Annotated in this window: 20 protein-coding genes; 11 read left to right on the forward strand and 9 right to left on the reverse strand. The window is 73.1% G+C overall.

Annotated elements, in window-relative coordinates:
* The first annotated feature begins 44 nt into the window (after positions 1–44).
* From ACWCWD_RS24395 to ACWCWD_RS24415, 5 genes are all read left to right on the forward strand, one after another.
* Complete coding sequence (locus ACWCWD_RS24395) at positions 45–1418, forward strand: SWIM zinc finger family protein (RefSeq protein ID WP_450775578.1); 1374 nt, start codon at positions 45–47, stop codon at positions 1416–1418.
* On the forward strand, positions 1415–4120 hold the full coding sequence (locus ACWCWD_RS24400; protein ID WP_450775580.1) for a DUF6493 family protein: 2706 nt from the start codon (positions 1415–1417) through the stop codon (positions 4118–4120). The genes ACWCWD_RS24395 and ACWCWD_RS24400 overlap by 4 nt, the downstream gene beginning before the upstream one ends.
* A gap of 497 nt (positions 4121–4617) precedes the next feature.
* A complete protein-coding gene (locus ACWCWD_RS24405) occupies positions 4618–6060 on the forward strand; it encodes a GNAT family N-acetyltransferase (protein WP_450775790.1) in 1443 nt (480 codons plus the stop codon).
* 297 nt (positions 6061–6357) lie between these two features.
* The gene (locus tag ACWCWD_RS24410; RefSeq protein WP_450775581.1) at positions 6358–8049 is read left to right on the forward strand and encodes a DUF885 domain-containing protein; all 1692 of its coding nucleotides are present in this window, start codon (positions 6358–6360) and stop codon (positions 8047–8049) included.
* Positions 8050–8283: 234 nt separating this feature from the next.
* Positions 8284–9150 carry an ATP-grasp domain-containing protein gene (locus ACWCWD_RS24415; RefSeq protein WP_450775583.1) on the forward strand — a complete coding sequence of 289 codons (867 nt, stop codon included), beginning with the start codon at positions 8284–8286 and terminating at the stop codon, positions 9148–9150.
* 63 nt (positions 9151–9213) lie between these two features.
* Here ACWCWD_RS24415 and ACWCWD_RS24420 read toward each other — a convergent pair whose 3' ends face one another.
* Entirely contained in the window at positions 9214–9723 is a 510-nt protein-coding gene (locus tag ACWCWD_RS24420; RefSeq protein WP_450775585.1) for a rhodanese-like domain-containing protein, read from the reverse strand.
* A gap of 93 nt (positions 9724–9816) precedes the next feature.
* Here ACWCWD_RS24420 and ACWCWD_RS24425 point away from each other — a divergent pair, with 93 nt between their 5' ends.
* Complete coding sequence (locus tag ACWCWD_RS24425) at positions 9817–10263, forward strand: Lrp/AsnC family transcriptional regulator (RefSeq protein ID WP_450775587.1); 447 nt, start codon at positions 9817–9819, stop codon at positions 10261–10263.
* Between the two features lie 168 nt (positions 10264–10431).
* Here the strand turns inward: ACWCWD_RS24425 and ACWCWD_RS24430 are convergent, their stop codons facing one another.
* The 3 genes from ACWCWD_RS24430 to ACWCWD_RS24440 form a co-directional block, all read right to left on the reverse strand.
* Positions 10432–13452: an AAA family ATPase gene (locus ACWCWD_RS24430; RefSeq protein WP_450775589.1), complete on the reverse strand. Its 3021-nt coding sequence runs from the start codon at positions 13450–13452 to the stop codon at positions 10432–10434.
* Entirely contained in the window at positions 13449–14615 is a 1167-nt protein-coding gene (locus ACWCWD_RS24435) for an exonuclease SbcCD subunit D (protein WP_450775591.1), read from the reverse strand. Before ACWCWD_RS24435 ends, ACWCWD_RS24430 begins: the two co-directional genes overlap by 4 nt.
* 371 nt (positions 14616–14986) lie before the next feature.
* Positions 14987–15613 carry a YigZ family protein gene (locus ACWCWD_RS24440; protein ID WP_450775593.1) on the reverse strand — a complete coding sequence of 209 codons (627 nt, stop codon included), beginning with the start codon at positions 15611–15613 and terminating at the stop codon, positions 14987–14989.
* A 77-nt stretch (positions 15614–15690) separates the two neighbouring features.
* Between ACWCWD_RS24440 and ACWCWD_RS24445 the strand changes: the two genes are divergently transcribed.
* Both ACWCWD_RS24445 and ACWCWD_RS24450 read left to right on the forward strand, forming a co-directional pair.
* Positions 15691–16098 (forward strand): CoA-binding protein, encoded by a 408-nt coding sequence (locus ACWCWD_RS24445; RefSeq protein WP_450775595.1) that lies wholly within the window; start codon positions 15691–15693, stop codon positions 16096–16098.
* A gap of 95 nt (positions 16099–16193) precedes the next feature.
* On the forward strand, positions 16194–17225 hold the full coding sequence (locus tag ACWCWD_RS24450; protein WP_450775597.1) for an aminoglycoside N(3)-acetyltransferase: 1032 nt from the start codon (positions 16194–16196) through the stop codon (positions 17223–17225).
* Here ACWCWD_RS24450 and ACWCWD_RS24455 read toward each other — a convergent pair.
* Together ACWCWD_RS24455 and ACWCWD_RS24460 are read right to left on the reverse strand one after the other, a co-directional pair.
* A complete protein-coding gene (locus ACWCWD_RS24455) occupies positions 17158–17718 on the reverse strand; it encodes a YbaK/EbsC family protein (protein WP_450775599.1) in 561 nt (186 codons plus the stop codon). The genes ACWCWD_RS24450 and ACWCWD_RS24455 overlap by 68 nt on opposite strands.
* A 43-nt stretch (positions 17719–17761) precedes the next feature.
* Positions 17762–18334, reverse strand: coding sequence for a helix-turn-helix domain-containing protein (locus tag ACWCWD_RS24460; RefSeq protein WP_450775601.1), 573 nt, complete (start codon positions 18332–18334; stop codon positions 17762–17764).
* Positions 18335–18434: 100 nt separating this feature from the next.
* Between ACWCWD_RS24460 and ACWCWD_RS24465 the strand changes: the two genes are divergently transcribed.
* Entirely contained in the window at positions 18435–19301 is an 867-nt protein-coding gene (locus ACWCWD_RS24465; protein ID WP_450775603.1) for an EamA family transporter, read from the forward strand.
* 30 nt (positions 19302–19331) lie between these two features.
* Here ACWCWD_RS24465 and ACWCWD_RS24470 read toward each other — a convergent pair whose 3' ends face one another.
* Positions 19332–20063 (reverse strand): acyltransferase, encoded by a 732-nt coding sequence (locus ACWCWD_RS24470; protein WP_450775792.1) that lies wholly within the window; start codon positions 20061–20063, stop codon positions 19332–19334.
* A gap of 161 nt (positions 20064–20224) precedes the next feature.
* On the opposite strand from ACWCWD_RS24470, the gene ACWCWD_RS24475 reads away from it, so the two are divergent.
* The gene (locus ACWCWD_RS24475; protein ID WP_450775605.1) at positions 20225–20755 is read left to right on the forward strand and encodes a gamma carbonic anhydrase family protein; all 531 of its coding nucleotides are present in this window, start codon (positions 20225–20227) and stop codon (positions 20753–20755) included.
* Between the two features lie 70 nt (positions 20756–20825).
* Here the strand turns inward: ACWCWD_RS24475 and ACWCWD_RS24480 are convergent, their stop codons facing one another.
* Together ACWCWD_RS24480 and ACWCWD_RS24485 are read right to left on the reverse strand one after the other, a co-directional pair.
* Entirely contained in the window at positions 20826–21473 is a 648-nt protein-coding gene (locus ACWCWD_RS24480; protein WP_450775607.1) for a DedA family protein, read from the reverse strand.
* Positions 21474–21647: 174 nt separating this feature from the next.
* The gene (locus ACWCWD_RS24485) at positions 21648–22103 is read right to left on the reverse strand and encodes a DUF4442 domain-containing protein (RefSeq protein WP_450775609.1); all 456 of its coding nucleotides are present in this window, start codon (positions 22101–22103) and stop codon (positions 21648–21650) included.
* Positions 22104–22197: 94 nt separating this feature from the next.
* On the opposite strand from ACWCWD_RS24485, the gene ACWCWD_RS24490 reads away from it, so the two are divergent.
* A complete protein-coding gene (locus ACWCWD_RS24490; RefSeq protein WP_450775611.1) occupies positions 22198–23322 on the forward strand; it encodes a hypothetical protein in 1125 nt (374 codons plus the stop codon).
* The last annotated feature ends 9 nt before the right edge of the window (positions 23323–23331 follow it).

A 23331-nucleotide genomic window follows, 5' to 3' on the forward strand; every position in this document is an offset into this window, starting at 1 on the left:
CCGCTCCCCCGGCCGATGTCAGTGGTGGCATCTACCGTTTTCCCATGACCCGTTCCGTACAGGCCCTGGCCTACCGACGTCCGTCCGCGCTGCGTTCCTCACAGGCCGGCGGCCTGCTCGGGCTGGAGACCGCCGGTGGTCTCACCCCGCGCGGCGCCGAGCCGCATCCCCGGTTCTTCTCCGGGTTCCTGGCGTCGCCGGGGGCTGCGGCGCGCGGGCTGCTGGCCGTCGCCGACGTGGCCTCGGCCCGTTACCACCAGCGGCAGTCCGGATCGTCCCTCGATCCCGTCGTCACCGGGAACGGCGACCGGCTGAGGTTCGAGTCGTTCTCCGGCTGTTGCGGGGTGTACGCGCGCCTCGACGTGCTGGAGGAAGGGCTCGGCGGGATACGGACGGGCCGGGGCACCACCAACGTGGACGTCAATCATCCGCTGCGGGAATCGCTCTCCCGGATGACTTCACGGGATCCTCTGCATCTGTGCGTGGGCTCCGAGGAGTTGGCGGTCACCACGCTGGAGGGCCGCGTCGTGGAGAAGAAGGTGCCGTTGCCCGACCGGTGGCTGCGCGGCTTCGCGGAGGCCCAAGTGTCCTCGGCCGGCTTCGACCTGAGGGCCGAGCTCCCCGCCGCGCGGGCGGTCCGGTTCCTGCGGTCGTTGCCACGGTCCGGGACGGCGTCACGCGGGGCGCGTTGGCTGGTACCGACCCCCGACGGTGGTCTGCGGCCCACGTCGCGTCCGGCGGCGGGTGCCGTCTGCCTGGCGGGGCCCGAGCGACTGGTCGCGCTTCAGCGGGTGTTGCGCGACGCGACGGCGCTGCGGGTGTACGCACCCGTGTGCGACGGGGAGGCAGCGGCGAGCGCCTGGGAGGTCGTCCTGCCGGGGATGAGGCTCACCCTGGCTCTCTCCCCGGACCCCGCGCGCGGTTTCTCGGGCGAGGGCGGTGTGCTGGAGGCGCTCGCCACCGAGGACGCCGCGGCCGACGCCGAGCTGGTGTCGGTGCTGCTCTCCTGGGAACCCCGGATCGACGTGGCGGACCTGGCGGACCGGTCGGGCCTCACCGCGGAGCGGGTGCGGGCGGCGCTGACCCGTCTGGGCACCGCGGGCCGGGTGGGGTACGACCTCGCCGACGCCGCCCACTTCCACCGCGAGTTGCAGTACGACGCCGATCGCGCGGAGCGGCATAATCCCCGGCTGGTGGCGGCCCGGAAGCTGGTCGGTGCCGGTGCGGTGGTTCTGGACGAGGATGCGGCCACCGTCCTTTCGGAGACGCGGCGCCACCGGGTGCGCCAGGACGGCGGGAGATTGAGCTGCACCTGCCAGTGGTGGGCCGATTACCGGGGCCGCCGCGGTCCCTGCAAACACGCGCTGGCCGTACTCCTGGTCCGCGGCGGCACGACGGTCGCCGGAGGTGTGCGATGAACGAACTGATCACCGCGGTACGGGATGCCCGCGCGCAGGAGGTGCCCGCTCTGGTCCGCCGGCTCGACAAGACCGGGCGCAGGGCGGCTCTGGCAGAGCTCAAAAGCCTGCGCCAGGAGGCGAAGGACTGGGACTGGCGCAAGCGGGAGAAGATCCGCAAGGCGCTGCTGGTCGCGGGTGCGGGCTGTCAGCCCGGTGCGGCCGGCTGCGCCTCCTGGCTCAACGCCCGTTCGCTGAGCGGCTGGCACCGGCACCCCTATCCCCTGTTGCTGGAAGCCCTCGCCGACCGTGATCCGGCGTGGCTCGCCGATCTCGCCACCCGGCTCGCCGGACGGCCCGCTCTCTCGGACGCCGAGTACTCCTTCGTCCGCGAGCTGGCCGAGCGGGCGGGCTGCCCGGTCCCGGCGACGGACGGGCTCGTCCTCGGCTGGGCCGAGCGGATCGGAGCGGGCCGATGGAGCACCTCCGGGGCGTCCCTGCACCAGGTCCTCGCGGAGGACTCCCACACCGGGGTGCTCGCACCGCGTCTCTTCGACCTCACCGAACTGCCCTCCCACATCACCTGGCACCACCACGACGACCCCGCGTCGCTCCGGGACTGGCCGGGAGCCCTTGGTGCGCTGGCGGCGGAAGGGATACTGGACCGCCCGGTATGGGTGGACCGGTGCGTGAGGCGGCTCCTGCGCGGCGGAAAGACCGGCGACCAGCGCTTCTTCCTCTCACTCCTGCGGCTGCTCGCCCTCACCGATCAGGAGGAGGACGAACGGACCTCCGAGTGGATCGCTCTGGCGGCGGACGGCCTCCCGATCGTGGCCGGCCACGCCCAGGGGGTACTCACTCGGCTCCAGGCCCGGGGCACGCTGACCGTGCGGGAGCTCTCGGAGGTCTCCGGCTCCGTACTCCTGCGCAGCGAGAAGAGGCTGGTCCGCGCACAACTCGTGCTTCTGGGCAAGGTGCTGCGCCATGACCGTACGGCGGCCGGCCGGCTGCTTCCCGTGGTGGCGGAGGCGTTCGGCCACGAGGACCTCGACATCCAGGAGCGGGCGCTCAAACTGACAGCCCGTTTCCTCCCGGCGGCGGACGGTCCACTCCGCGAGGAGCTCGCGGTAGCGGCGGATCGGCTGGCGGCCGTGCACCATCCCGCCGCCGTCGAGGTGTTCGGCGGCCTCTTCGAACCGGTACCGCCGTCGCAGCCGTACGAGGAGCAGCTGCCGCCCGCACCCGTGGCGCGTCCGCTCGGTGCCGCTCCGGCGACGGTGGCGGAGCTGGTCGTCGACGTCGCGGCCGTGGTGAAGGCCACGTCCTGGGAGAGTCCCGCGTTCGAGCGGGCCCTGGACGGGCTGGTCCGACTGGCGCGGACGGACCGGGAGGAGCTGAGCCGGGCGCTGCGTGAGGCTCTGACGGGTTCGTGGTTCCTCCCGGGCGACGACTCCGAGCAGAGATTCTGGCCGGCCGTGCACAGTCCCCGGGGCCTCGCCGTCGTCGTCCATCCCCTGCTGGGAGATGTGCCGGACCTGGTGGCGGCGAAGGCAGCGGCCAGGCACGCATCGCTGTCCGCATCGCCAACGGCTCCGTGCGTGCATGCCGCCCTGGACGACGTGCTCGCCGCACGTCTGTGGGAGGCGGTCTCTTTCGTGCGGACCGGGGCGGTCCCCTTCCTTCTGGCCACACCCACCTGGCACTCGGGTGGGCTGGACGCGGGCACACTGGTCGAGCGGCTGCGGACGTACCACCGCATGGGCGTGGAACCCGGCCCGGCGGACTTCGCCCAGGCCCTGCTCCGGGTGCGCAGGACCGGTGAGCGCGCAGCCGCCGACGAGGCCGCTTCGCTCGGTACACCTCACGGCGACCGGCTCGCCGCCTGGATACGGGCGGACGAGCCCGTGGCGGAAGTGGTCCCCCACGGTGCGGGCGGCGGAGCGCCGGAGGCCCGCAACTGGTGGGGCCGCGCGATGAAGGACAACCGTCGCATCGGGCTGGCCACCCTCGGGAATCCGAGGATTTCGCAGGAGTTCCCTCCTGCGTTCCGCCCGCTCGGAGAGGCGCGCGGGGCGATCCGGAACCAGTGCTACCACTGGGCGGAGCAACCTCCCGCGCACTTCCTGGCGACCCTGCCGCAGGACGGCGAGACCCTCGCCGCCTGGCTGCTCCCTGACCTGTGCCCCGAGGAGGGTCGGCGGGGAGCCGCCTGGATCCTGCCGGAGCTGGCCGAGACGGAGGGGCCGTCCGCCGACGCCGTCCATCTCGCCCTCGCCCACGGACTGGGCTCGCCGTACCCGCAGGACCGGCTCGCGGCGGTCGACGCGCTGCTCGTAAGGGCGGCGCGGGGACGCCTGGACACGGGGCTGCTCGGCAGGGAGCTGACCCTGCTGATCGACCGCGATCAGGTGAAGGTCAACCGGCTGGCCGACGCGGCCCGCAGTACCGTCGCGGCGGGTGCGCACCGGACGGTGCTGCGTCTCCTGACGCCGGTACTGCCACAACTGCTCGCGTACGAGCGGGCACCGCACGGGCTGCACGAGATACTCGCGGTGGCAGCGGAGTGCGCGGAGACGGCGGGCACCGAGGGCGCGGCACCTCCGCCGGGCCTCCGCCGCCTGGCTGAGCGGGGCGGTATCTCGCAGCGCGTGATGCAGGCAGCTCGTCTGCTGGCCGCGTACGGGAGAGAGGTGGAGCCCGGGGCGAGGGCGGAGGGCGCATAGCTTTCACGGGCGGCCGTCCGGCGCGCTCATCCGGGGTCCATCCGGGGGGCCGTCCGCCAGCCGTCCGACGCTCATCCGGGGGGCCGTCCGTCGGCCGTCCGACGCTCATCCGGCAGTCGTCCGACGCTCACCCGGCCGGACACGTCCGGACGCGTCCCGGGCGGCGGCGCTCGCCGCCCGACGGGCTCGGACCGGGCCCCGGCTGGTCCTGGCCGGGCCCCGGCTGGTCCTGGCTGGGCCCCGGCTGGTCCTGGCCGGACTCGTATCGAACCCGTATGGGACTCGTATCGGACGCGGATGAAAATCACGCCGCAGCCGGAGAGCACCCGCTCCGAGCGCGGACCGGACTCCGCCCTCATGCTCCCCCATGCCCGACAATTCCGGTCAACGTGTGCCCGAAAAGTGATGAAAGGCGACTAGATCCACACTTAACCCATCGGTCACAATGCGTTCGTGGTCAGGCAACACCACTCGGTCACAGTGAAGTCATGACTGATGTGACATCCGCCAAGACCGCCCGCCGCCCCCACCACTGGCGGCGGGACCTGATCGAGCTCGCCGCCCTGTTCACCGCCGTGGCGGTGGCCGACGTCGTAGCCAATCTCATCGGGCACCAGCCCGACGGTCCCTATCTGCTCGCCGCCTCCGCGGTGGCGCTGACCGCCACCGCCACCTTCCACACCTGGTGGGCACGGAGGCACAGCCACGCCCCACCGCCCGAGGGCGGGGACTCCGTATCCGGCGGAACAGCCGTCGGATACGGTGCCGAGCTCGGCCTGAACCTGTCCTTCGAGGCCTCGCCCGCCCTCGACGCGACGGTGCTGTGGCGGATGCGGACGACGGTCCAGGACACGCCCGGAAGCCTTGCGGCGCTGTGCATTGCGCTCGCCCGTCTCCGGATCGACATCCTGACCCTCCAGACGCACCCGCTGGCGGACGGCACCGTCGACGAGTTCCTGCTGCGCGCGCCCGCGTCGTTGAGCGCCTCCGAGCTGACCCGGGAGGTCTCCGCCGCCGGCGGGACGTCGACCTGGATCGAGCGGGCCGACGCCCACGATCTGGTGGACACCCCGACGCGGGTTCTGGGGCTGGCCACGCGTACCGCGCTGGACGCGGCGGAACTCCCGCTCGCCCTCCGCCAGCTGCTGGGCCGCTGCACCATCCACTCGTTGCCGGCGGTCTCCGTGACCGGCCGGATCACCGGCAGCGAGGGCACTCCCGTGGAAGGGGTGCTGGAAGAGACGGTCATGCGCCTGCGCGACCCCTCGGGCGGCGTGATCACGGTGGAGCGCCCGTACCTGCCGTTCACGCCCACCGAGTTCGCCCGGGCCCGCGCTCTCGTCGAGCTCGACGCACGCCTCGGCCCCCGCGTCCCGCGCAACGAGGACATCCTCACGCTCGCCGAGGGTCCCGAGATCACCGTGCGCCGCGCGGACCAGAGCGACCTCGCCGCAGCACGCGAGATGCACGACCGCTGCTCGCCGCGCACTCTGGGGCTCCGGTACCACGGCCCCGTCGCGGACGCGGACCGCTACCTCGACCACCTGCTCAGCCCGCGCTTCGGCCGCACCCTCTCCGTACAGACCGACTCGGGTCGGATCGTCGCACTCGGCCACCTCCTCTGGGACGGTGACGAGACCGAGGTCGCTCTCATCGTCGAGGACGAATGGCAGCGGCGCGGAGTCGGCTCCGAGTTGCTGAGCCGCCTGGTCGGTCTGGCCACCGAGGCCGGTTGCGACTCCGTCTATGCCGTCACCCAGGCCGACAACACCGGCATGGTCGCGGCAATGCGCGGGCTCGGACTGCCCCTCGACTACCAGATCGAGGAAGGCACTCTGGTGATCACGGCGCGGTTGGCTCCCCGCCGCACAACCACGGTCACGTCCCCGTCCATGGCGGTGGACGGCATCGTCCCCGCGGAGCCCCCCGAGTACCGCTGAACACCCCCGGGTACCGCTGAACACCCCTGAGCGCCGCTGAACACCCCGGGTACCGCTGAACACCCCTGAGATCCCGAAGACCCCGAGTACCCCTGGACGTCGGCCCGAAGGGCGACCACCGCACTGATCCGGCCAATCGCACAGTCGATTCCCGGACGCTCCCTGCGGCGCGGGAGACCCCGCACCGCAGGGAGCCGCTGCGTTCCGAGGTGGCTCCGCGCACGGCGCCCGGGGCCCGCTTCCGGTCCCGCGCGGAACAGGGTGACGGGAAGTCGGTTCCCGTACGAGGATGTCCGCATGTCAGACACTTCGAGCAGCGCGCTGCCCCGTCAGGTCGCCGACGCCTACGTCGACGCAATCATCGATCTCGACCCGATCCTCGGTACGTATCTGGGCGTCCCGGCAAGCCACCGCAGCCTGCCCGACTTCTCGCCCGAAGGCCAGCAGGCCATCGCCGACCTCGCCCGTGCCACGCTGGTGAAGCTGGACGCGGCGGAGCTTCTTCCGGGCGCCGACAGCGACGCCGAACGACGCTGCGGCAGGCTGTTGCGTGAACGCCTCACCGCCGAGATCGCCGTCCACGACGCCGACGAGCATCTGCGGGCCGTCTCCAACCTGCACTCCCCGGCCCACAGTGTCCGGGAAATCTTCACCGTCACGCCGACCGAGACGGACGAGGACTGGGCCGTGGTCGCCGACCGGCTGCGCGCCGTTCCGGACGCGCTCGCCGGATACCGTGCCTCACTCGCCCTCGGCCTCGAACGGAAGCTCCACGGCGGCCCCCGTCCCACCGCCACGTTCATCGAGCAGCTGACGGCCTGGGTGGGCGGTGACGGTGAGGGCGCAGGATTCTTCGCGGACTTCGTCGCCCCCGGCCCCGACGGCCTCCGTGAGGAACTGGACGGTGCCGCCCAGGTGGCCACCGAGGCGCTGGTGGCCCTGCGCGCCTGGATGAACGAGGTGTACGCCCCCGCGATCGAGGGCTCGCCCGACACCGTGGGCCGCGAGCGGTACGCCCGCTGGTCGCGTTATTTCAACGGTACCGATCTGGACCTGGACGAGGCGTACGCGTACGGCTGGTCCGAATACCACCGGCTGCTGGCCGAGATGAAGACCGAGGCGGCGAAGATCCTTCCCGGGGCGGGTCCTTGGGAGGCGCTCGCCCACCTCGACGTCCACGGCAAGCACATCGAGGGCGTGGACGAGGTCCAGAAGTGGCTCCAGGGCCTGATGGACGAGGCCATCGAGGCTCTCGACGGCACGCACTTCGAACTCGCCGAGCGGGTACGGAAGGTGGAGTCGCGGATCGCCCCGCCCGGAGGTGCCGCCGCCCCCTACTACACCGGCCCCTCCGAGGACTTCTCCCGTCCGGGCCGCACCTGGCTGCCGACGATGGGCGAAACCCGCTTCCCCGTCTACGACCTGGTGTCCACCTGGTACCACGAGGGCGTGCCCGGTCACCACCTCCAGATCGCCCAGTGGACCCATGTCGCCTCTTCACTCTCCCGCTACCAGGCGTCGGTCGGCCAGGTCAGCGCCAATGCCGAGGGCTGGGCGCTGTACGCGGAGCGGCTCATGGACGAGCTCGGCTTCCTGCCGGACGCCGAACGGCGGCTCGGTTACCTGGACGCGCAGATGATGCGCGCCTGCCGGGTCATCGTGGACATCGGCATGCACCTGGAGCTGGAGATTCCGGCGGATTCGCCGTTCCACCCGGGTGAGCGGTGGACCCCGGAACTGGCGCAGGAGTTCTTCGGCGCCCACAGTGGCCGCCCGGCGGACTTCGTGGAGAGCGAGCTGACCCGCTACCTCTCCATGCCGGGTCAGGCGATCGGCTACAAGCTCGGCGAGCGCGCCTGGCTGCTGGGCCGGGAGAACGCCCGCGCGGCCCACGGAGACTCCTTCGATCTCAAGGCCTGGCACATGGCTGCCCTTTCGCAGGGGTCGCTGGGCCTGGACGACCTGGTCGAGGAGCTCTCCAAGCTCTGATCCCGGACGGTCCCGTCGGCGCGGCGTGTCAGCCGCGGGACCCCGACCGGTGGCCCCGTCGGCGCGGCACCTCGGCCACGGGGCCTCGACCGGTGCACCGGCGTCGGCCGGGCGGCGGCAACGCCGTCCGGCCGACGCCTCAAAGGATCTTCCGCGCCAGAGGTGCCGGAGGACCCCACCGGAGCAGCTCCTCGTACCACCCCGGACCCCGCACCTCGACCGAAGGCACCATCGATGCCAGGCTTCCTCCTCTGCGCCGACCCGCTGCGCCCCAGCCGCCCCGACCCGGCTTTCGCCGAAGAGGCGGCAACGGTACGGGAGATGGGCGCCGCCACCGCGCTCCTCGACCACGACGCCCTGCTCGCGGGCGACGCGGCGGAAGCCGTCGCCCGGGTGCCACGCGGCTCGGGTCCGTACTGGTACCGGGGCTGGATGATCCCCGCACGGCGGTACGCCGGGCTGGAGCGGGCTCTCGCGGACCGGGGGGCCTCACTGCTCACGGACGCGGCGGCGTACCGGACGGCCCATGAACTTCCGGGCTGGTACGCCGTGTTCGACGGGCTGACACCGCGCAGTGTCTGGCACCCGTTCGCCGCCACGGCTCCCGTACCGGAGGACGGCGCGTTCTGGTCCGCCCTCGCGCGACCGCTCGGCCAAGGCCCCGGGATCGTCAAGGACTTCGTGAAGTCCCGGAAGCACGAATGGCACGAGGCATGCTTCGTGCCCGAGTTGAGGGACTCCGAGGTGCTCTCCGCGGTCGTGGGACGGCTGGTCGCTCTCCAGGGCGACTTCCTCGCGGGTGGAGTGGTGGTACGCGCCTACGAGCGGTTCGTCCCGGGCGGCGAGGCGCGGGTGTGGTGGGTCGACGGAGCGCCCGTCATGGTGACCGCCCATCCGGACACCCCGGGCGACCGGCCCGTCCCCGAGCTGGGCCCGGTGGAGGAGGCGGTGCGCCGCCTCGGCTGCCGGCTGGTGACCACCGACCTGGCGTTGCGCGAGGACGGTGTGTGGCGGGTGGTCGAGGTGGGCGACGGTCAGGTGAGCGGACTCCCTTCCGGTGTCGGCGCGAGGCCTTTGCTGGAGGCGCTCGTCACCGCGTGAGGCAGGCCGCCGGGACCCCGTACGCCCGCCGCCGGGGCCCCGTACGCCCGGCGGGAGGCGGATTCAGCAGCCGCAGTCCTCGTCCGCCACCGGCGCGGTGAGCGGGTCGGGGGCGTGCTGTTCGGTTCCGCGTGCGGTCTCGAAGGCGAAACCCTCGCGTACCCAGTACTCGAATCCTCCCCGCATCTCCTTGACCTGGTAGCCGAGTCGGGCGAGCGCGAGGGCCGCCCTCGTCGCTCCGTCGCAGCCCGGCCCCCAGCAGTAGGTGACGACGGGGACGGCCGGGTCGAGGAGTCGGGCGGCCTGCTCCGGTATCAGCGCGGTGGGCAGGTGCACGGCGCCCGGGATGTGCCCCTGGTCCCAGGAGGCCGTGGAGCGGCTGTCCAGGACGGTGATGCCCGGGCCGGCGTCGAGGTCCAGGGCCGCGGCGACGTCGGAGACATCGGCGTGGAAGGCCAGCGAGGCGGCGAAGTAGGCAGCGGCGGCGGCCGGTGGGGCGGGCGGCACCCGCAGAACCGGGTGGCCGGAAGTGGCCGCGGCGGGCTGTACGGTGCGGGGCGAGGTCGTGTTCATGGGCCCAAATCTAGGCGGGCCGCACGCCCACCAGAAGGCATGATCCATGCCACTCTCCTTGATCTGCCGGGGATTCCCCTGTTGTCTGGACTCATGACCAACTATTCACCGGACGCCACCGACTGGCGCATTCTCGATGCCCTGCAGCGCGACGGCCGGGCCAGCTTCGCCGAACTCGCCCGGGCCGTGGCCATGTCGCCGAGCGCGGTGACCGAACGGGTGCGACGGCTGGAAGAGCTCGGTGTGATCAGTGGGTACAGCGCGGTGGTCGAGCCGGAGCGCCTCGGCCTGCCGATCCTCGCCTTCGTACGGCTGCGCTACCCGACCGGCAACTACAAGCCGTTCCACGACCTCCTCGCCACCACGCCGGAGATCGTCGAGGCGCACCACACCACCGGGGACGACTGCTTCGTACTGAAGGTGACCGCGCGTTCGATGCGTCATCTGGAGGAGGTGACGGGGCGCATCAGCGGCCTGGGTTCGGTGACCACGAGCGTGGTGTACTCCTCCCCGCTCCCCCGTCGCCCGATCGAGCGCTGAGGCGTTTCCCTGGGCGGGCCCGCCCGGTGCGCCGCTCCGACGGGCCTCTCCCGCGGGCGACGACCAGGCGTACTCGCGGAGGTCGGGACCGCGTCCGCGGTGCCCCTAGACCAGGTCGACGGCCCGCCGACGACGGTTGAGCGACGGCGCGGCCGAGGACGTCCCAGGTCAGCCGAGCCGGTGCCGGACCGTCGATCCCTGCCGGCCCTTCACGACTTCCAGCTGGGCGGGGACGCGGCGTCGCAGGTCGGCCACGTGGCTGACGATGCCGACGCTGCGGTCCCGCTCGCGGAGCGCGTCCAGGACGTCCAGCACCTCGTCGAGGGTCTGCTCGTCCAGGCTGCCGAAGCCCTCGTCGATGAACAGGGTGTCCAGCCGTGTTCCGCCCGCCTCGTCGGTCACCACGTCGGCGAGGCCCAGTGCGAGGGCGAGGGAGGCGAAGAAGGTCTCGCCTCCGGAGAGGGTCGCGGTGTCCCGTTCCCGGCCCGTCCAGGCGTCGACGACGTGCAGCCCCAGTCCGGCCCGGCGTCCTCCTGTGCGGGCGTCGGAGTGGACCAGGGTGTAGCGGCCGGCGGACATCCGCTGGAGCCGGACGGTGGCGGCGGCCGCCACCTGCTCCAGGCGGGCGGCGAGTACGTAGGACTCCAGCCGCATCTTGCGTTCGTTGTCGGCGGAGGTGCCGGCGGTGAGCGCGGCAAGGCGGGCGACCCGTTCGTACTCCGCGCGGAGCGGGCCCAGGACGCGCACCTCCCGGGTGACCTCGCGGGAGAGGCGGTCCAGTTCGGTGCGGCGCTCCTGGGCGGCGGAGTGCGCCGCGGAGGCGTCGCGGAGCAGGGCCTCGGCGCGGTCGTACGTCTCGCGCGCCCGGTCCGGCGACGCGGCGGGGCGTGCCGCGGCATCGCGCGCGTCCTGCTCCCCCAGCCGGTCGGCGACGGTGGCCGCCTCGGCCTGCCAGACGTCGATCCGGTTCTGCAACTGCCGCTGTGCGGAACGGTCGAGCAGGGTGGCGACGGCCGCCTGCGGGGTGTCGAACCCGGCGCGGAAGGCAGCGTCGGCCAGGCGCCCGTCGGCTTCCTTCCGCCGTTCGGCCGCGCCCTCCTCGGTCCGTACGGCGTCGGCGGCTTCGGCGAGCAGGTCGGCGCGCCGGGCGAGCCGGTCGGCGTGGTCCGCGATGGTACCGGTCACTTCGCGCACGCCGGAGAGTTCGGCTTCCAGGGCTGCCTGCTCCCGGTCGAGGTCCTCCCGCCGCGAGACCCGCACGGCCGCCCGCCGTTCGGCGTGGCGGCGCTGGTCCAGCCGGTCCTGGTGTTCCCGCTCGGCGGCGGCGAGGGTCTCGCGCGCCCGGTGCGTACCGGCGGCGAGCCGGTGGGCATCGGCGTGCTCGCGGGTCAATTCGTCGACGTGGGCGCCCAGTTCGGCGACCGAGGGGTCATCAATCGTGGCCCCCGTCGCAGCACCCCCGGCCGCCTCGGCCCGCGCGATGGTGTGGCGCTCCGAAAGGAGTCCGAGCGCCCGGTCGGCCCGGGCCTTGGCCTGTTCGGCGGCGCGGTGGGCGGTGAGGGCGGCTTCCTCGGTGGCGCGGTCCACGTGTCCGTCGCCCGCTCGGGCGGGGTCCGGGTGCTCGGCCGAGCCGCAGACCGCGCACGGCTCCCCGGCGGCGAGTCCGGCGGCCAACTCGGCGGCGATGTCGCGCAGTCGGCGCTCCCGCAGGCCGAGCCACCGTTCGTGGGCGGCGAGCGCGCCCTCCCGGACGGCGGTCGACTCCACCCGGGCGCCCTCGATTTCACGGGCGAGCGCGTCGCGACGCCGGGCCGCGTCCAGCCGGCCCCGGGCGGAGGCGAGCCGGGAGGCGAGCTGTTCGGTCCGGGTCGCGGCCTCCTGCGCCGCCTCGACCTCGGCGATCAGGGCCGTCCGGGTGTCCTCCCAGCCGGCCAGCCAGGCGTCCGCTTCGAGAATGGTCTCGTCGTCCTGTGCCGACTCGCCGTCGAGCAGGGCGCGTTCGGCGTCGATGGCGGCGCTGCGCGCCTCGGCGCGACGGGCGGCGTCGAGGCCGCCCAGCTCCTGGCGGTAGCGGCGTTCCAGCTCGGCGAGCTGCCCGGCTCCGGCGTCGGCGAGTTCGGCGGGCAGCCGCGTACGGAAACGGTCGCGGGCGGCACTCGCCGCGGCGGCCTCGCGCTCGGCCGCGTCCCGCAGTTCGAGGGCGGGGACGGTCAACTCCGCCTTACGGGCCCGTGCCAGGCGCTCCTCGCAACGGTCCCGCTCGGCGCGGCCGTCCTCCAGGGCCGACGCACGCCGCCCGGTCTCCGCGAAACGCTGCTGGAGACGGGCGAGTTCGCGTTCTTCGTCCAGCGCGCCCCGGGCCGCCGTCCGGCGCTCCTCCGCGGCGTCCGCCGCGAGGCGGGCGATCTCCAGCCGCTCCCGCGTACCGGAGCGCGCGATCGCCGCCCACCCCAACACACCTTCGGCGAGGCCGGGTTCGCCGGGCTGGGCGGTCGGCAGGGGCGTCTCTGCGGCGGGGCCCGCCGCCTGTGCCAGCCGCTGGGCGGTGGCGAGGACGCGCTCGTCCCCGGCCCTCACGCGGGACTCGGCCGTGCGGCGCAGTTCGGCGAGGCGTTCCTCGACGGCGGCGAAGCGCCGGGTGTCGAAGAGCCGGCCGAGCAGCTTGCCCCGAGCCTCGGCGTCGGCCCGCAGGAACCGTGCGAAGTCGCCCTGCGGGAGCAGCACCACCTGGCAGAACTGGTCGCGGCTCATGCCGAGGAGCTGGGTGATCTCCTCGCCGATCTCCTGGTGCGACTTGCTGAGGGCCCCCCAGCCCTTCTCGGGGTCGTAGGCGCGCAGCCGGCTCTGGGCCTTCTCGGTGGTGTAGCCGTCGCCCTTCTTCTTGGGGCGGGTCTGGGCCGGGGAGCGGGTGATCTCCAGGCGCCGGCCGCCCGCGGTCAGCTCCAGCAGGACTTCGGTGGGGGTGGCGGGGTCGGCGTGGTCGCTGCGGAGCGAGGTGCCGGGGCTCTGGCGTGCGCCGGGGACGGCTCCGTACAGGGCGTAGCAGACCGCGTCGAGCACCGAGGTCTTGCCCGCACCGGTGGGGCCGTGCAGCAGGAAGAGGCCGGCCGAGGAGAGTGCGTCGAAGTCGACCTCGGTGGTGGTGCCGAAGGGGCCGAAGGCGGTGAGGACGAGCCGGTGGAGCCTCATCGGGACACCTCGCGGACCACGTCGTCCACGCGCACGTCGTCGAAGGCGGCGCGCAGCACGGTGCGTTCCGTCTCGTCCGGGCCGCTGCCGCCGCGCACGTGCGCCACGAAGTCCTCCGCGATCTGGTGGTCGTCGCGGCCCTTGAGGCGCTGCGCGTACGAGGCGAGCGGATCCTCGGGGTCGCGTTCGGGGTCGAAGACGAGGCTGAGGGTGTGCGGGAAACGTGTCGCGAGCCGCGCCATGGGGTCGGCGGGGCGGGTGGGGTCGGTGAGGGTTGCCTCGATCCAGGAGTCCCGGTGCCGCTCCAGGGCGGGGTCCTCCAGGAGTGCGTCGAGACGGCCGCGGAGCCGGGCGAGCGGCCGGGGTACGGGGCAGTCGACGCGTTCGCCGGTGACCGTTCCGTCCGCGTCCAGGTCGATCAGCCACATGGTCTTGCGGTGGTCCGCCTCGGAGAAGGAGTACGCGAGCGGGGAGCCGGAGTACCGGACCCGCTCGCTGACCCGCTGGCTGCCGTGCAGGTGGCCGAGGGCCACGTAGTCGACGCCGTCGAAGACGCCCGCGGGGACGGCGGCGACTCCGCCGACGGTGATGTCGCGCTCGCTGTCGCTGGGCTCGCCGCCCGCGACGAAGGCGTGGGCGAGCACCACGGAACGGGTGCCCGGCGCTCGTCCGGCGAGGTCGGCGCGGACCCGGTCCATGGCGGCGGAGAGTACGGACTCGTGCGCCGCCTTCCCGGCCCCGAGGGAGTCCTTCACGAGGGCCGGTTCGAGGTAGGGGAGCCCGTAGCAGGCGACGTCGCCGTGGGCGTCGGCGAGCAGCACGGGGGTGCCGCACCCGGCGGGGTCGGTACGCAGGTGGATACCGGCCCGGTCGATGAGTCCGGCGCCGACCCCGAGCCGGCGGGCCGAGTCGTGGTTGCCGGAGATCATGACGGTGGGCACCCCGAGGGCGGCGAGCCGGTGCAGGGCGGTGTCGAAGAGTTCGACGGCGGCGAGCGGCGGCACGGCACGGTCGTAGACGTCGCCGGCGACGAGGACGGCGTCCACCTCGCGGTCGCGGACGGTGGCGACGAGGTGGTCGAGGTAGGCGGCCTGGGCGTCGAGCAGGGCGACGCGGTGGAAGGACCGGCCCAGGTGCCAGTCGGAGGTGTGCAGCAGTCTCAAGACGTCGCTCCACCCGCTGTGATCCGCATGTTCCTGGTCCTCCGCCCCGTGGCCGGCAACGGCCTCGCGCCCTGTCCGGGCCGTCCCGGTCTCCTGCTGCGTGCGCGGACCCGCGGCTCGGGGCCGTCAGCGGTCCCGGCGCGGCCGTGCGGACTCCACGCTAATGCCGCCGGGCCCCGGTTCCCGCATCGCCGTGGGGTGGCGATCCTCACCGGACACTCGCCGGGCCTCCCGGTGGGACCCACCAAAACCTCGCCGGGCCTCCCGGCGGGACCGCACCGTTCCTCGCCGGACCTCCCGGCGGGACCGCACCGTTCCTCGCCGGACCTCCGCCGTGGGCAGGAAGCCCCGCAGCGGCGCGGGCCGTGCGGTCACACGTCCCCGTACGCCTCGCCGCCGAGTTCGAGCGTCGCGGAGCCCGCCGTGGCGTCGGCGAGCCAGGCCCGGAATCCGGCCACGTCCGCGTCGGGCAGGCCGATCTCCAGGGTGACCGCCTCCGCGTACCGCACCTCGCGCACGGCGGTTCCGGTGGCCCTCATGTCGTTCTCCAGCTTGCCCGCCCGCTGGTGGTCGACCGTGACGGTGGCCAGCCGGTAGCGCTGCCGGGTGAGGGTGCCGAGCTCGTCCAGCGCCTCGCCGACCACTCCCCCGTACGCCCGGATCAGGCCACCGGCGCCGAGCTTCACCCCGCCGTAGTACCGGGTCACCACGGCCACGGCGTACCGGACCTCGCGGCGCATCAGCATCTGCAGCATCGGCACCCCGGCGGTCCCGCCGGGTTCGCCGTCGTCGCTGGCCTTCTGGACGGAGGCGTCCGCGCCGACCACGTAGGCGTAGCAGTTGTGGCTGGCGGTGGGGTGCTCCTTGCGGACGCGTGCGACGAAGTCCTGCGCCTCCTGTTCGGTGGCGGCGGGGGCGAGCGCGCAGAGGAAACGCGACCGGTTGATCTCGGTCTCGTGCACGCCCGCTCGGGCAACTGTCCGGTACTGCTCCTGCATGTCTCCACCCTAGGTGGTGCCCGGCGGGTCGATTTTCGTACGGGAATGGCGGGGCCGCCGCCCGGGTTGTCGGTGACATGTACGCAGACGATGAGACGATCCGGCGGATTCTCCGGGATTCCGGCGACACCTGGGCCGTGGTCGGCCTCTCCACCAACACCTCGCGCGCGGCCTACGGCGTCGCCGGGGTCCTCCAGCGCTTCGGCAAGCGCGTCGTCCCGGTCCACCCGAAGGCCGAGACGGTGCACGGCGAGCAGGGGTACGCCTCGCTCGCGGACATCCCGTTCCCGGTGGACGTGGTGGACGTCTTCGTCAACGGCGCGCAGGCCGGCGCCGTGGCGGACGAGGCCGTGGCGATCGGGGCGAAGGCCGTCTGGTTCCAGCTGGGCGTGATCGACGAGGACGCGTACGCACGGACGCGTGAGGCCGGTCTCGACATGGTCATGGACCGTTGCCCCGCGATCGAAATTCCGTCCCTGCACTGACCTGGTTCGCCCCGGTTCGATCAGTTGGCGACTGAACCTGCCGTTGGTGGTCGCGCCCTTCCGTCGGCCGGGGGCGCGGCGGAGAATGACCGGCTGTGGAGACGGTGTCGTACCCGGCGCGGCTGGCCGCCGAGCTGCTCACCCTGGGCGTACGTCCCGGCGCGACGCTCATCGTGCACGCCTCGCTGCGCGCGGTACGCCCTCCGGACCGTGGCGCGGCGGCCGTGGTCGCGGGGGTGCGGGGGGCGCTGGGACCGGCGGGGACGCTGGTCGTCCCCGCGTTCACGCAGGAGAACTCCGACACCTCGCGCGCCCATCTGGCCCGGGTGGCCGGGCTCACGGAACCGGAACGCGCCCGGTTCCGGGCGGACATGCCGGCCTTCGATCCGGCCACCACGCCCGCCCCGGCGATGGGCCGGCTCGCCGAGGCGGTCCGGCGGGCCCCCGGCGCGAGGCGCAGCGGTCACCCGCAGACCTCCTTCGCCGCGCTCGGTCCGGCCGCCGCGCGGCTGACGCGGGGCCACCGCGCCGACTGCCATCTGGGCGAGGACTCACCGCTGGCCCGTCTGTACGACGCGGGCGCGCAGGCCTTGCTGCTCGGCACGGGTTTCGGCACGTTCAGCGCTTTCCACCTCGCCGAGTACCGCGTCCCCGAGCCACCCGTACGCCGCTACCGCTGCGTGGTGGGCGGCGCCGGCGGGAGGCGGTGGTGGGAGTACGAGGACGTGGCGCTCGACGACTCGGACTTCGCCGCGCTGGGCGCGGAGTTCGCGCGGTCGGTGGGCCCGGGGACCGTCCGCACCGGCCGGGTGGGCGAGGCCGCCTGCATCCTGGTGCCGGTGCGGGAGGCGGTGGACTTCGCGGTGGGCCGGTTCACGGACGGGACGTACGCGGGCGCCCGCCGCACACGCGCCGGGGACACCGCTCCGTCCGGCAGCGCTCCGCCCGACGCCACTCCGCCCGACGCCACTCCGACCGACGCCACTCCGGCCGATGCCGCTCCGACCGGCAGCGCCCATGCCGGGGACCCGGGCGCCGGGGATGCCGGTGCCCCGTCCCTCAGACGCCCAGCCCCTCCACCACCACCGCGCCGGGGAGGGCCGCGAGGGACTTGCCGGGAACGATGAGCTTGCCGCGGCGGCTGCCGCTGCCGATGAGGACCCACTCCTCGTCCACCACCGCCGGGTCGATCAGCAGCGGCCAGGCGGCCGGAAGGCCGATGGGCGTGATCCCGCCGTACTCCATGCCGCTCTCGCCGACCGCGACGTCCATCGGGGCGAAGGACGCCTTGCGCGCGCCGAGGTGCTTGCGCACCGCGCCGTTGACGTCGACGCGGGTCCGGGAGAGTACGACGCAGGCGGCCAGGGTGACGTCGGTGCCGCGCTTGCCCGCGACGACCACGCAGTTGGCGGACTCGTCGAGGAGACCGGCGCCGTAGTGCTCGACGAAGACGGCGGTGTCGGCGAGGTCCGGGTCCGTGTCCACGTGCAGGATCTGCTCGGCGGCGAAGCCGCCCCAGCCCCGGGTCACCGCCGCGGCGACCGGCTCGGTGAGCAGGTCGGTGCGGTCGGCCGCGGGAGCGGCGGCGTCGTCGTCGAAGTTTCCGATGGGTGCGCGCATGGATCAACGCTAACAGCAGGCCACACGCGGGATGTTGCCGGTTTCAGCGGACCGGCGGGATCCGGACCGCCATGGTCAGCTCGACCGGCTCCGTGCCCTCGTTGCGGTAGCCGTGGGAGACGTGCGCCTGGAAGGTCGCGGAGGTGCCGGCGGGGACGGTGTGGGGCTCGCCGCCGACGACCAGGGTCAGTTCACCGGCCGTGACGTGGAGGAGCTCGACGGTTCCCTCCGGGTGCGGGTCGGAGGCGCTGCCGTCACCCGGTTCCAGGTGCCAGGACCAGAGTTCGAACGGCCCTCCCGCCTCGGCGCCGACGAGCAGGGTGGTCGAACTGCCCGCTTTGGTCGACCAGAGGCGTACCGCCTGCTCGGGGGCGACCAGGCGGACCTGCGGGCCCTGTTCGTAGTCGAGGAGGGTGGTGATGCTGACGCCGAGCGCGTCGGCGAGCTTCACGGTGGTGCCGACGCTCGGATTGGTCCGGGCCTGCTCGATCTGGATGATCATGCCTCGGCTGACACCGGCGCGGGCGGCGAGAGCGTCCAGGGTGAAGCCCCGCTCCCCCCGCCAGTGCTTGAGGTTCCGTGCCAGCGACTGGGTCAACTGATCGAGATCAGACACATTCAGTCCAATATCCTTGATGGCGAAGTACAAAATAATGAACTACGGTGTGGTGCACCCCTGCCCCAACCGTTCGCCGCACTGTACTGCGAGGCCTGTCTTGTCAGCACTTTTCGCCCTGGCCACCAGCCTGCTGTGGGGGCTCGCCGACTTCGGCGGCGGGCTGCTGACCCGCAGAATCCCGGCACTCACGGTGGTCGTCGTCTCCCAGGCGATCGCCGTGGTGGTGCTGGGCGTCACGGTGGTGGCGACCGGTGCGTGGAGCGAGGCCGGCGGCCGGCTCTGGTTCGCGGTGGCGGCGGGCACGGTCGGCCCGGTGGCGATGCTCTGCTTCTACAAGGCGCTCGCTCTCGGCCCGATGAGCGTGGTCTCCCCGCTCGGATCGCTCGGCGTCGCGGTACCGGTCTCCCTCGGCCTGCTCGCCGGTGAGCGGCCGGGTCCGGCCCAGCTGGCCGGGGTCGTCATCGCCGTGGCGGGCGTCGTCCTCGCGGGCGGGCCCGAACTGCGCGGGGCGCCGGTGCGCCGCCGGGCGGTGCTCCTGACGCTGGTGGCCGCCTTCGGTTTCGGGGCCGTCATGTCCCTGGTCGCGGAGGCTTCGACCAGCACGAGGGGCCTGTTCCTGGCCCTGTTCGTCCAGCGCGTCACCAACGTCCTGGTCGGCGGTGCGGCGCTGGGGGTGTCGGTACGCCGTGGCGGCCGGGCCCTGCCCGAGGAGGGCGGCGGGGCGGTGATCCTCGGGGCGCTGCCCGCGCTGGCCTTCGTCGGGCTCGCGGACGTCGCGGCGAACGGTACGTACGCCACGGCCGCGCGGCACGGGTCGGTGACGGTGGCGGCGGTGCTGGCCTCGCTCTATCCGGTGGTGACCGCTCTGGCCGCGCGCGGGGTCCTCAAGGAACGGCTCCGCGGCATCCAGGCGGCCGGCGCGGGTCTCGCCCTGATGGGCACGGTACTGCTGGCCTCGGGGTGACTCCGGCCCGACGGGTGGGCCGGGCGGGATTCACGCCGGAGGCGCGCCGCCCTCCGCGGCGGCGAAGTCCAGCAGCTGCGCGGGCGTGACGCCCTCGGGAATCGGCACGGGAGCGGGGGTACGCAGCGGCGGCTGCCAGCCGCGTTCCGGGTCGTAGCTCCGCACCACCCGGGCCGGGGCGCCCGCCACGACGGAGTGGTCCGGGACCTCTCCCCGTACGATCGCGCCCGCCGCCACCACGACGTTGCGGCCGAGCCGGGCGCCGGGCAGCACCACGGCTCCCGTACCGATCCAGCAGCCGGGGCCTATCACCACCGGTTCCATGCGCGGCCACTGTCTGCCGACCGGCTGGTCCGGGTCGTCGTAGCTGTGGTTCGTGGAGGTGATGTAGACGTACGGACCGCAGTACGTGTTCGAGCCGATGGTCACCGTGGTGTCGGCGATGACGTGACTGCCCCGGCCGAGCACGACCCCGTCGCCCAGGGTCAGGATGGGGTCGGGGCCCAGCTCCAGACCGGGCATCATCCCCGCGGTGAGCGTCACCTGCTCGGCTATGACGCAGTGGTCCCCGAGGCGGATCCACGGCTCGCCGAAGACCGTGCCCTGAGGGAACGCCAGCCGTGTCCCGGGACCGATCCGGCCGAAGCGCAGCGGGCCGGGGTGCTCGGCGGTCACCGCACCGTGCTCCCCCACCCAGGCCCGGCCGCGGTGGACCGCGCGGGAGGCGGCGTGGCGCCACCAGCGGGAGAGGAAGGGGAACATGCGTTTGCTCTTCGGCACCCGCTCACGGTAGCCCTCCGGCCCACCGCCCCCGGCGCTCCGCTCTGTGATGTTCACCCCAATGTTCGGCGTCGATCTTCGGCGGGTGAGGCGGCGTCGCCTACGGTTCCCCCGGACATCACCGTCGGACGAAGGAGCGGACCATGGCGGAGCAGCCGTTGATCACGGGCGTGGGCGGCAAGGAGCCGTCGGTCGACGCGGACGCCTTCGTGGCGCCGACCGCCGTCGTGATCGGCGAGGTCACCCTCGCACCGGGTTCGAGCGTCTGGTACCAAGCGGTGCTGCGGGCGGACTGCGGCCCCATCTCGCTGGGGGCGGACAGCAACATCCAGGACAACTGCAGCGTCCACACCGACCCGGGCTTCCCGCTCACGGTCGGAGACCGGGTGTCCGTGGGGCACAACGCCGTACTGCACGGCTGTGTGATCGAGGACGACGTGCTGATCGGCATGGGTGCGACCGTGCTCAACGGCGCCCACATCGGGGCCGGATCACTGGTCGCCGCGCAGGCCCTCGTCCCCCAGGGCATGCGGGTGCCGCCGGGCTCCCTCGTGGCGGGCGTACCCGCGCGGGTCAAGCGGCCGGTCACCGCGGAGGAGCTGGAGGGGATCACGTTCAACGCGGTCGGTTACGTGGAGCTGGCCAAGGCCCACCGCGAGGCCCACGCGGGCTGAGCCGGCACCGCTGAACCGGGGCCGGACACCCCTGGCTCGAACCGGCGGGCCGGTCCGGCTCCTTCTGCCCTCAGTCCGCCACGGCGGCCGGGGCCGGGGTTTCGTCGGACCGGGCGGCCGCCTTCTTCGCACGGTTCTTCAGCACCAGCATCGACGTCAGGCCGATGAGTACCGCGACCAGGAGCCCGAGCCAGGAGAAGCGCTTCAGCCACGCCTCGGCCACCACGCCCACCGTGTAGATGACGGCGGTGGTGCCGCCCGCCCAGACGATCCCGCCGAGCACGTTGGCGATCAGGAACTTCCAGTACGGCATGTGCAGCACACCGGCGAGCGGTCCCGCGAAGATGCGCAGCAGGGCCACGAAGCGGCCGAAGAAGACCGCCCACATGCCCCACTTCTCGAACGAGCGCTCCGCCATGCCCACCTGGGCGGCGCCGAAGTGCTTGGGGAACTTCCCCTCCAGCCAGGCCAGCAGCGGGCGCCCGCCCTTCCTGCCGATCGCGTAGCCGATCGAGTCGCCGACGACCGCCCCCGCGGTGGCGCAGGCGCCCAGGACGTACGGGTTGATGTCGCCGTGCTGGGACGCGAGCAGGGCCGCGCTGACGAGGACGATCTCGCCGGGCAGCGGGATGCCCAGGCTCTCCAGACCGATGACGCCCGCCACCAGAAGGTAGATGCTGAGCGCGGGGATGGTTTCGAGCCACTCCTGGACGTGCAACGCCGTTCCTCCCGAGCAGGTGTTCCCCCAGCCGACCGCCCGTGCGGCGGCAAGGCACAGTGCACCAGCCTACCGGGCGCGGCCCCCTCGGGAACGGCCGCTCCCGGCGGCGGAGCTCCCGCGCGGGGCCGCGCGGACGGCGGAGCGGATCAGCCGTGCGGACGGCGGGGCGGATCAGCCGTGCGGACGGAGCGTCCAGATCACCGTCATCTCACCGGTGACCGCTCCGTCGGCGCGGGTGATCTCGATCGTGACGGGGAACTCGGGCCGCTTGCCCTCGTCCAGCTCGGCCACTACTTCGGCGGCGGGACGGCCCAGGGTGGCGGTCGCGGTGACCTCACCCATGGCCAGCTTGCGGTAGCCGATCTCGGCCCGGACGGCGAGCGGCACGGCGCGGTGGAGCTGGTCGCCGAAGGCCGCCATCACGATCGCGCCGCTGGCGGACTCGGCGAGCGTGAACATCGCTCCGGCGTGCGGTCCGCCGAGGTGGTTGTGGTAGTCGGCCTGGTCGGGCAGGCGCAGCACGGCGCGCTCCGCCCCGGTCTCCAGGAATTCGAGGTCGAGGGTGCGGACCATCGGCACCGTCGCGGCGAGCATGTCGCCGAGGTTCTTCTCTTCTGCAGCGCTCATGGCCAGGATGTTACTCACGGGTAGATGCGCTTGGCCATCCCCTCGTGGGGGCGGCCATGGCCGCCGACTCCGCGTCCCTCTATGGTTACTGGCCATGTGGCCAGGACAGCAGCCGCCCGGGGGCGAGCAGAACCCGCAGGACCCGAACCAGAATCCGTACCAGCAGCCGGGGTACCAGCAGCCGAATCCGTATCAGCAGCCGGGCTACCCGAGTGGTCAGCCGGGACAACAGGGACAGTCGGGGCACCAGGGGCAGCAGCCCGGCTACGGCTACCCGCAGGGCCAGCAGCCCGGCTACGGCTATCCGCAGGGCGGGCCGAACGCCGGTCCGCCGCAGCCGAACCCGTACCAGCAGCCGACCGTCCCGGCCTACACCGTGCAGCCGCCGCCCGTCGGGCCTCAGCGGCCCGACGACAAGCGGAAGACCGCCGTGGTCGCCGTGGTCGCGGCAGCCGCGGTGGTGGTGACGGCGGTCGTCACCGGCGTCGTGGTGATGAAGAAGGACGACCAGCACGGCGGCAAGGACGTGGCCGACGACAAGCCTTCGTCGTCCGCCCCGGTAAAGCCGTCCGCCGAGACCTCCACGCCCGCCAATCCGCGGAGCGGCGACGACGATCCGAAGCCGACCGTGCCCGGGTGGAAGGTGGTCACCAACCCCAAGTGGGGGACGCGGTTCGAGGTACCGGGTGACTGGGAGGTGTCGTCCGCCGGCTTGAGCGCCGGGTTCGAGGACGCCAAGGACCCGACGGGCACGCCCGCCGCCGTCTTCACCGCGCCCGCGTACCTCAAGACCAAGTGGTGCGTGGACGACTCCGACAAGGACGGGTACAAGGAGGACACCAGCCTCGCCGGTGTCGGCAGCAAGGGCGCGCAGGGCGCCAAGTCGACCGACGAGGCGGCGACGAAGACCGCGGAGCAGTGGGTCTGGGCGGGCTACGCGCAGACCGACCCCGTGGACAAGATCAAGGTCGGCACCCCGGAGCCGTACACCACCACGTCCGGGCTGACCGGGAGCGTCGCCAGGGCCACCGCGCTCGGTCTGGCGAACAAGCACAAGTGCGACACGGACGGGAAGTCGGTCGTCTTCAGCTTCAAGAACAGCGACGGGGCGTACGCGAGCTGGGTCCTCTTCGGCGCCACCGGTGTGGACGACGAGCTGCCCGACACCACCATCGACAAGATCCTGAGCACCGTCCGGCTGGTGGACGTCAGCTCCTGATCCCGGAGA

The sequence above is a fragment of the Streptomyces sp. NPDC001493 genome (assembly GCF_053597235.1).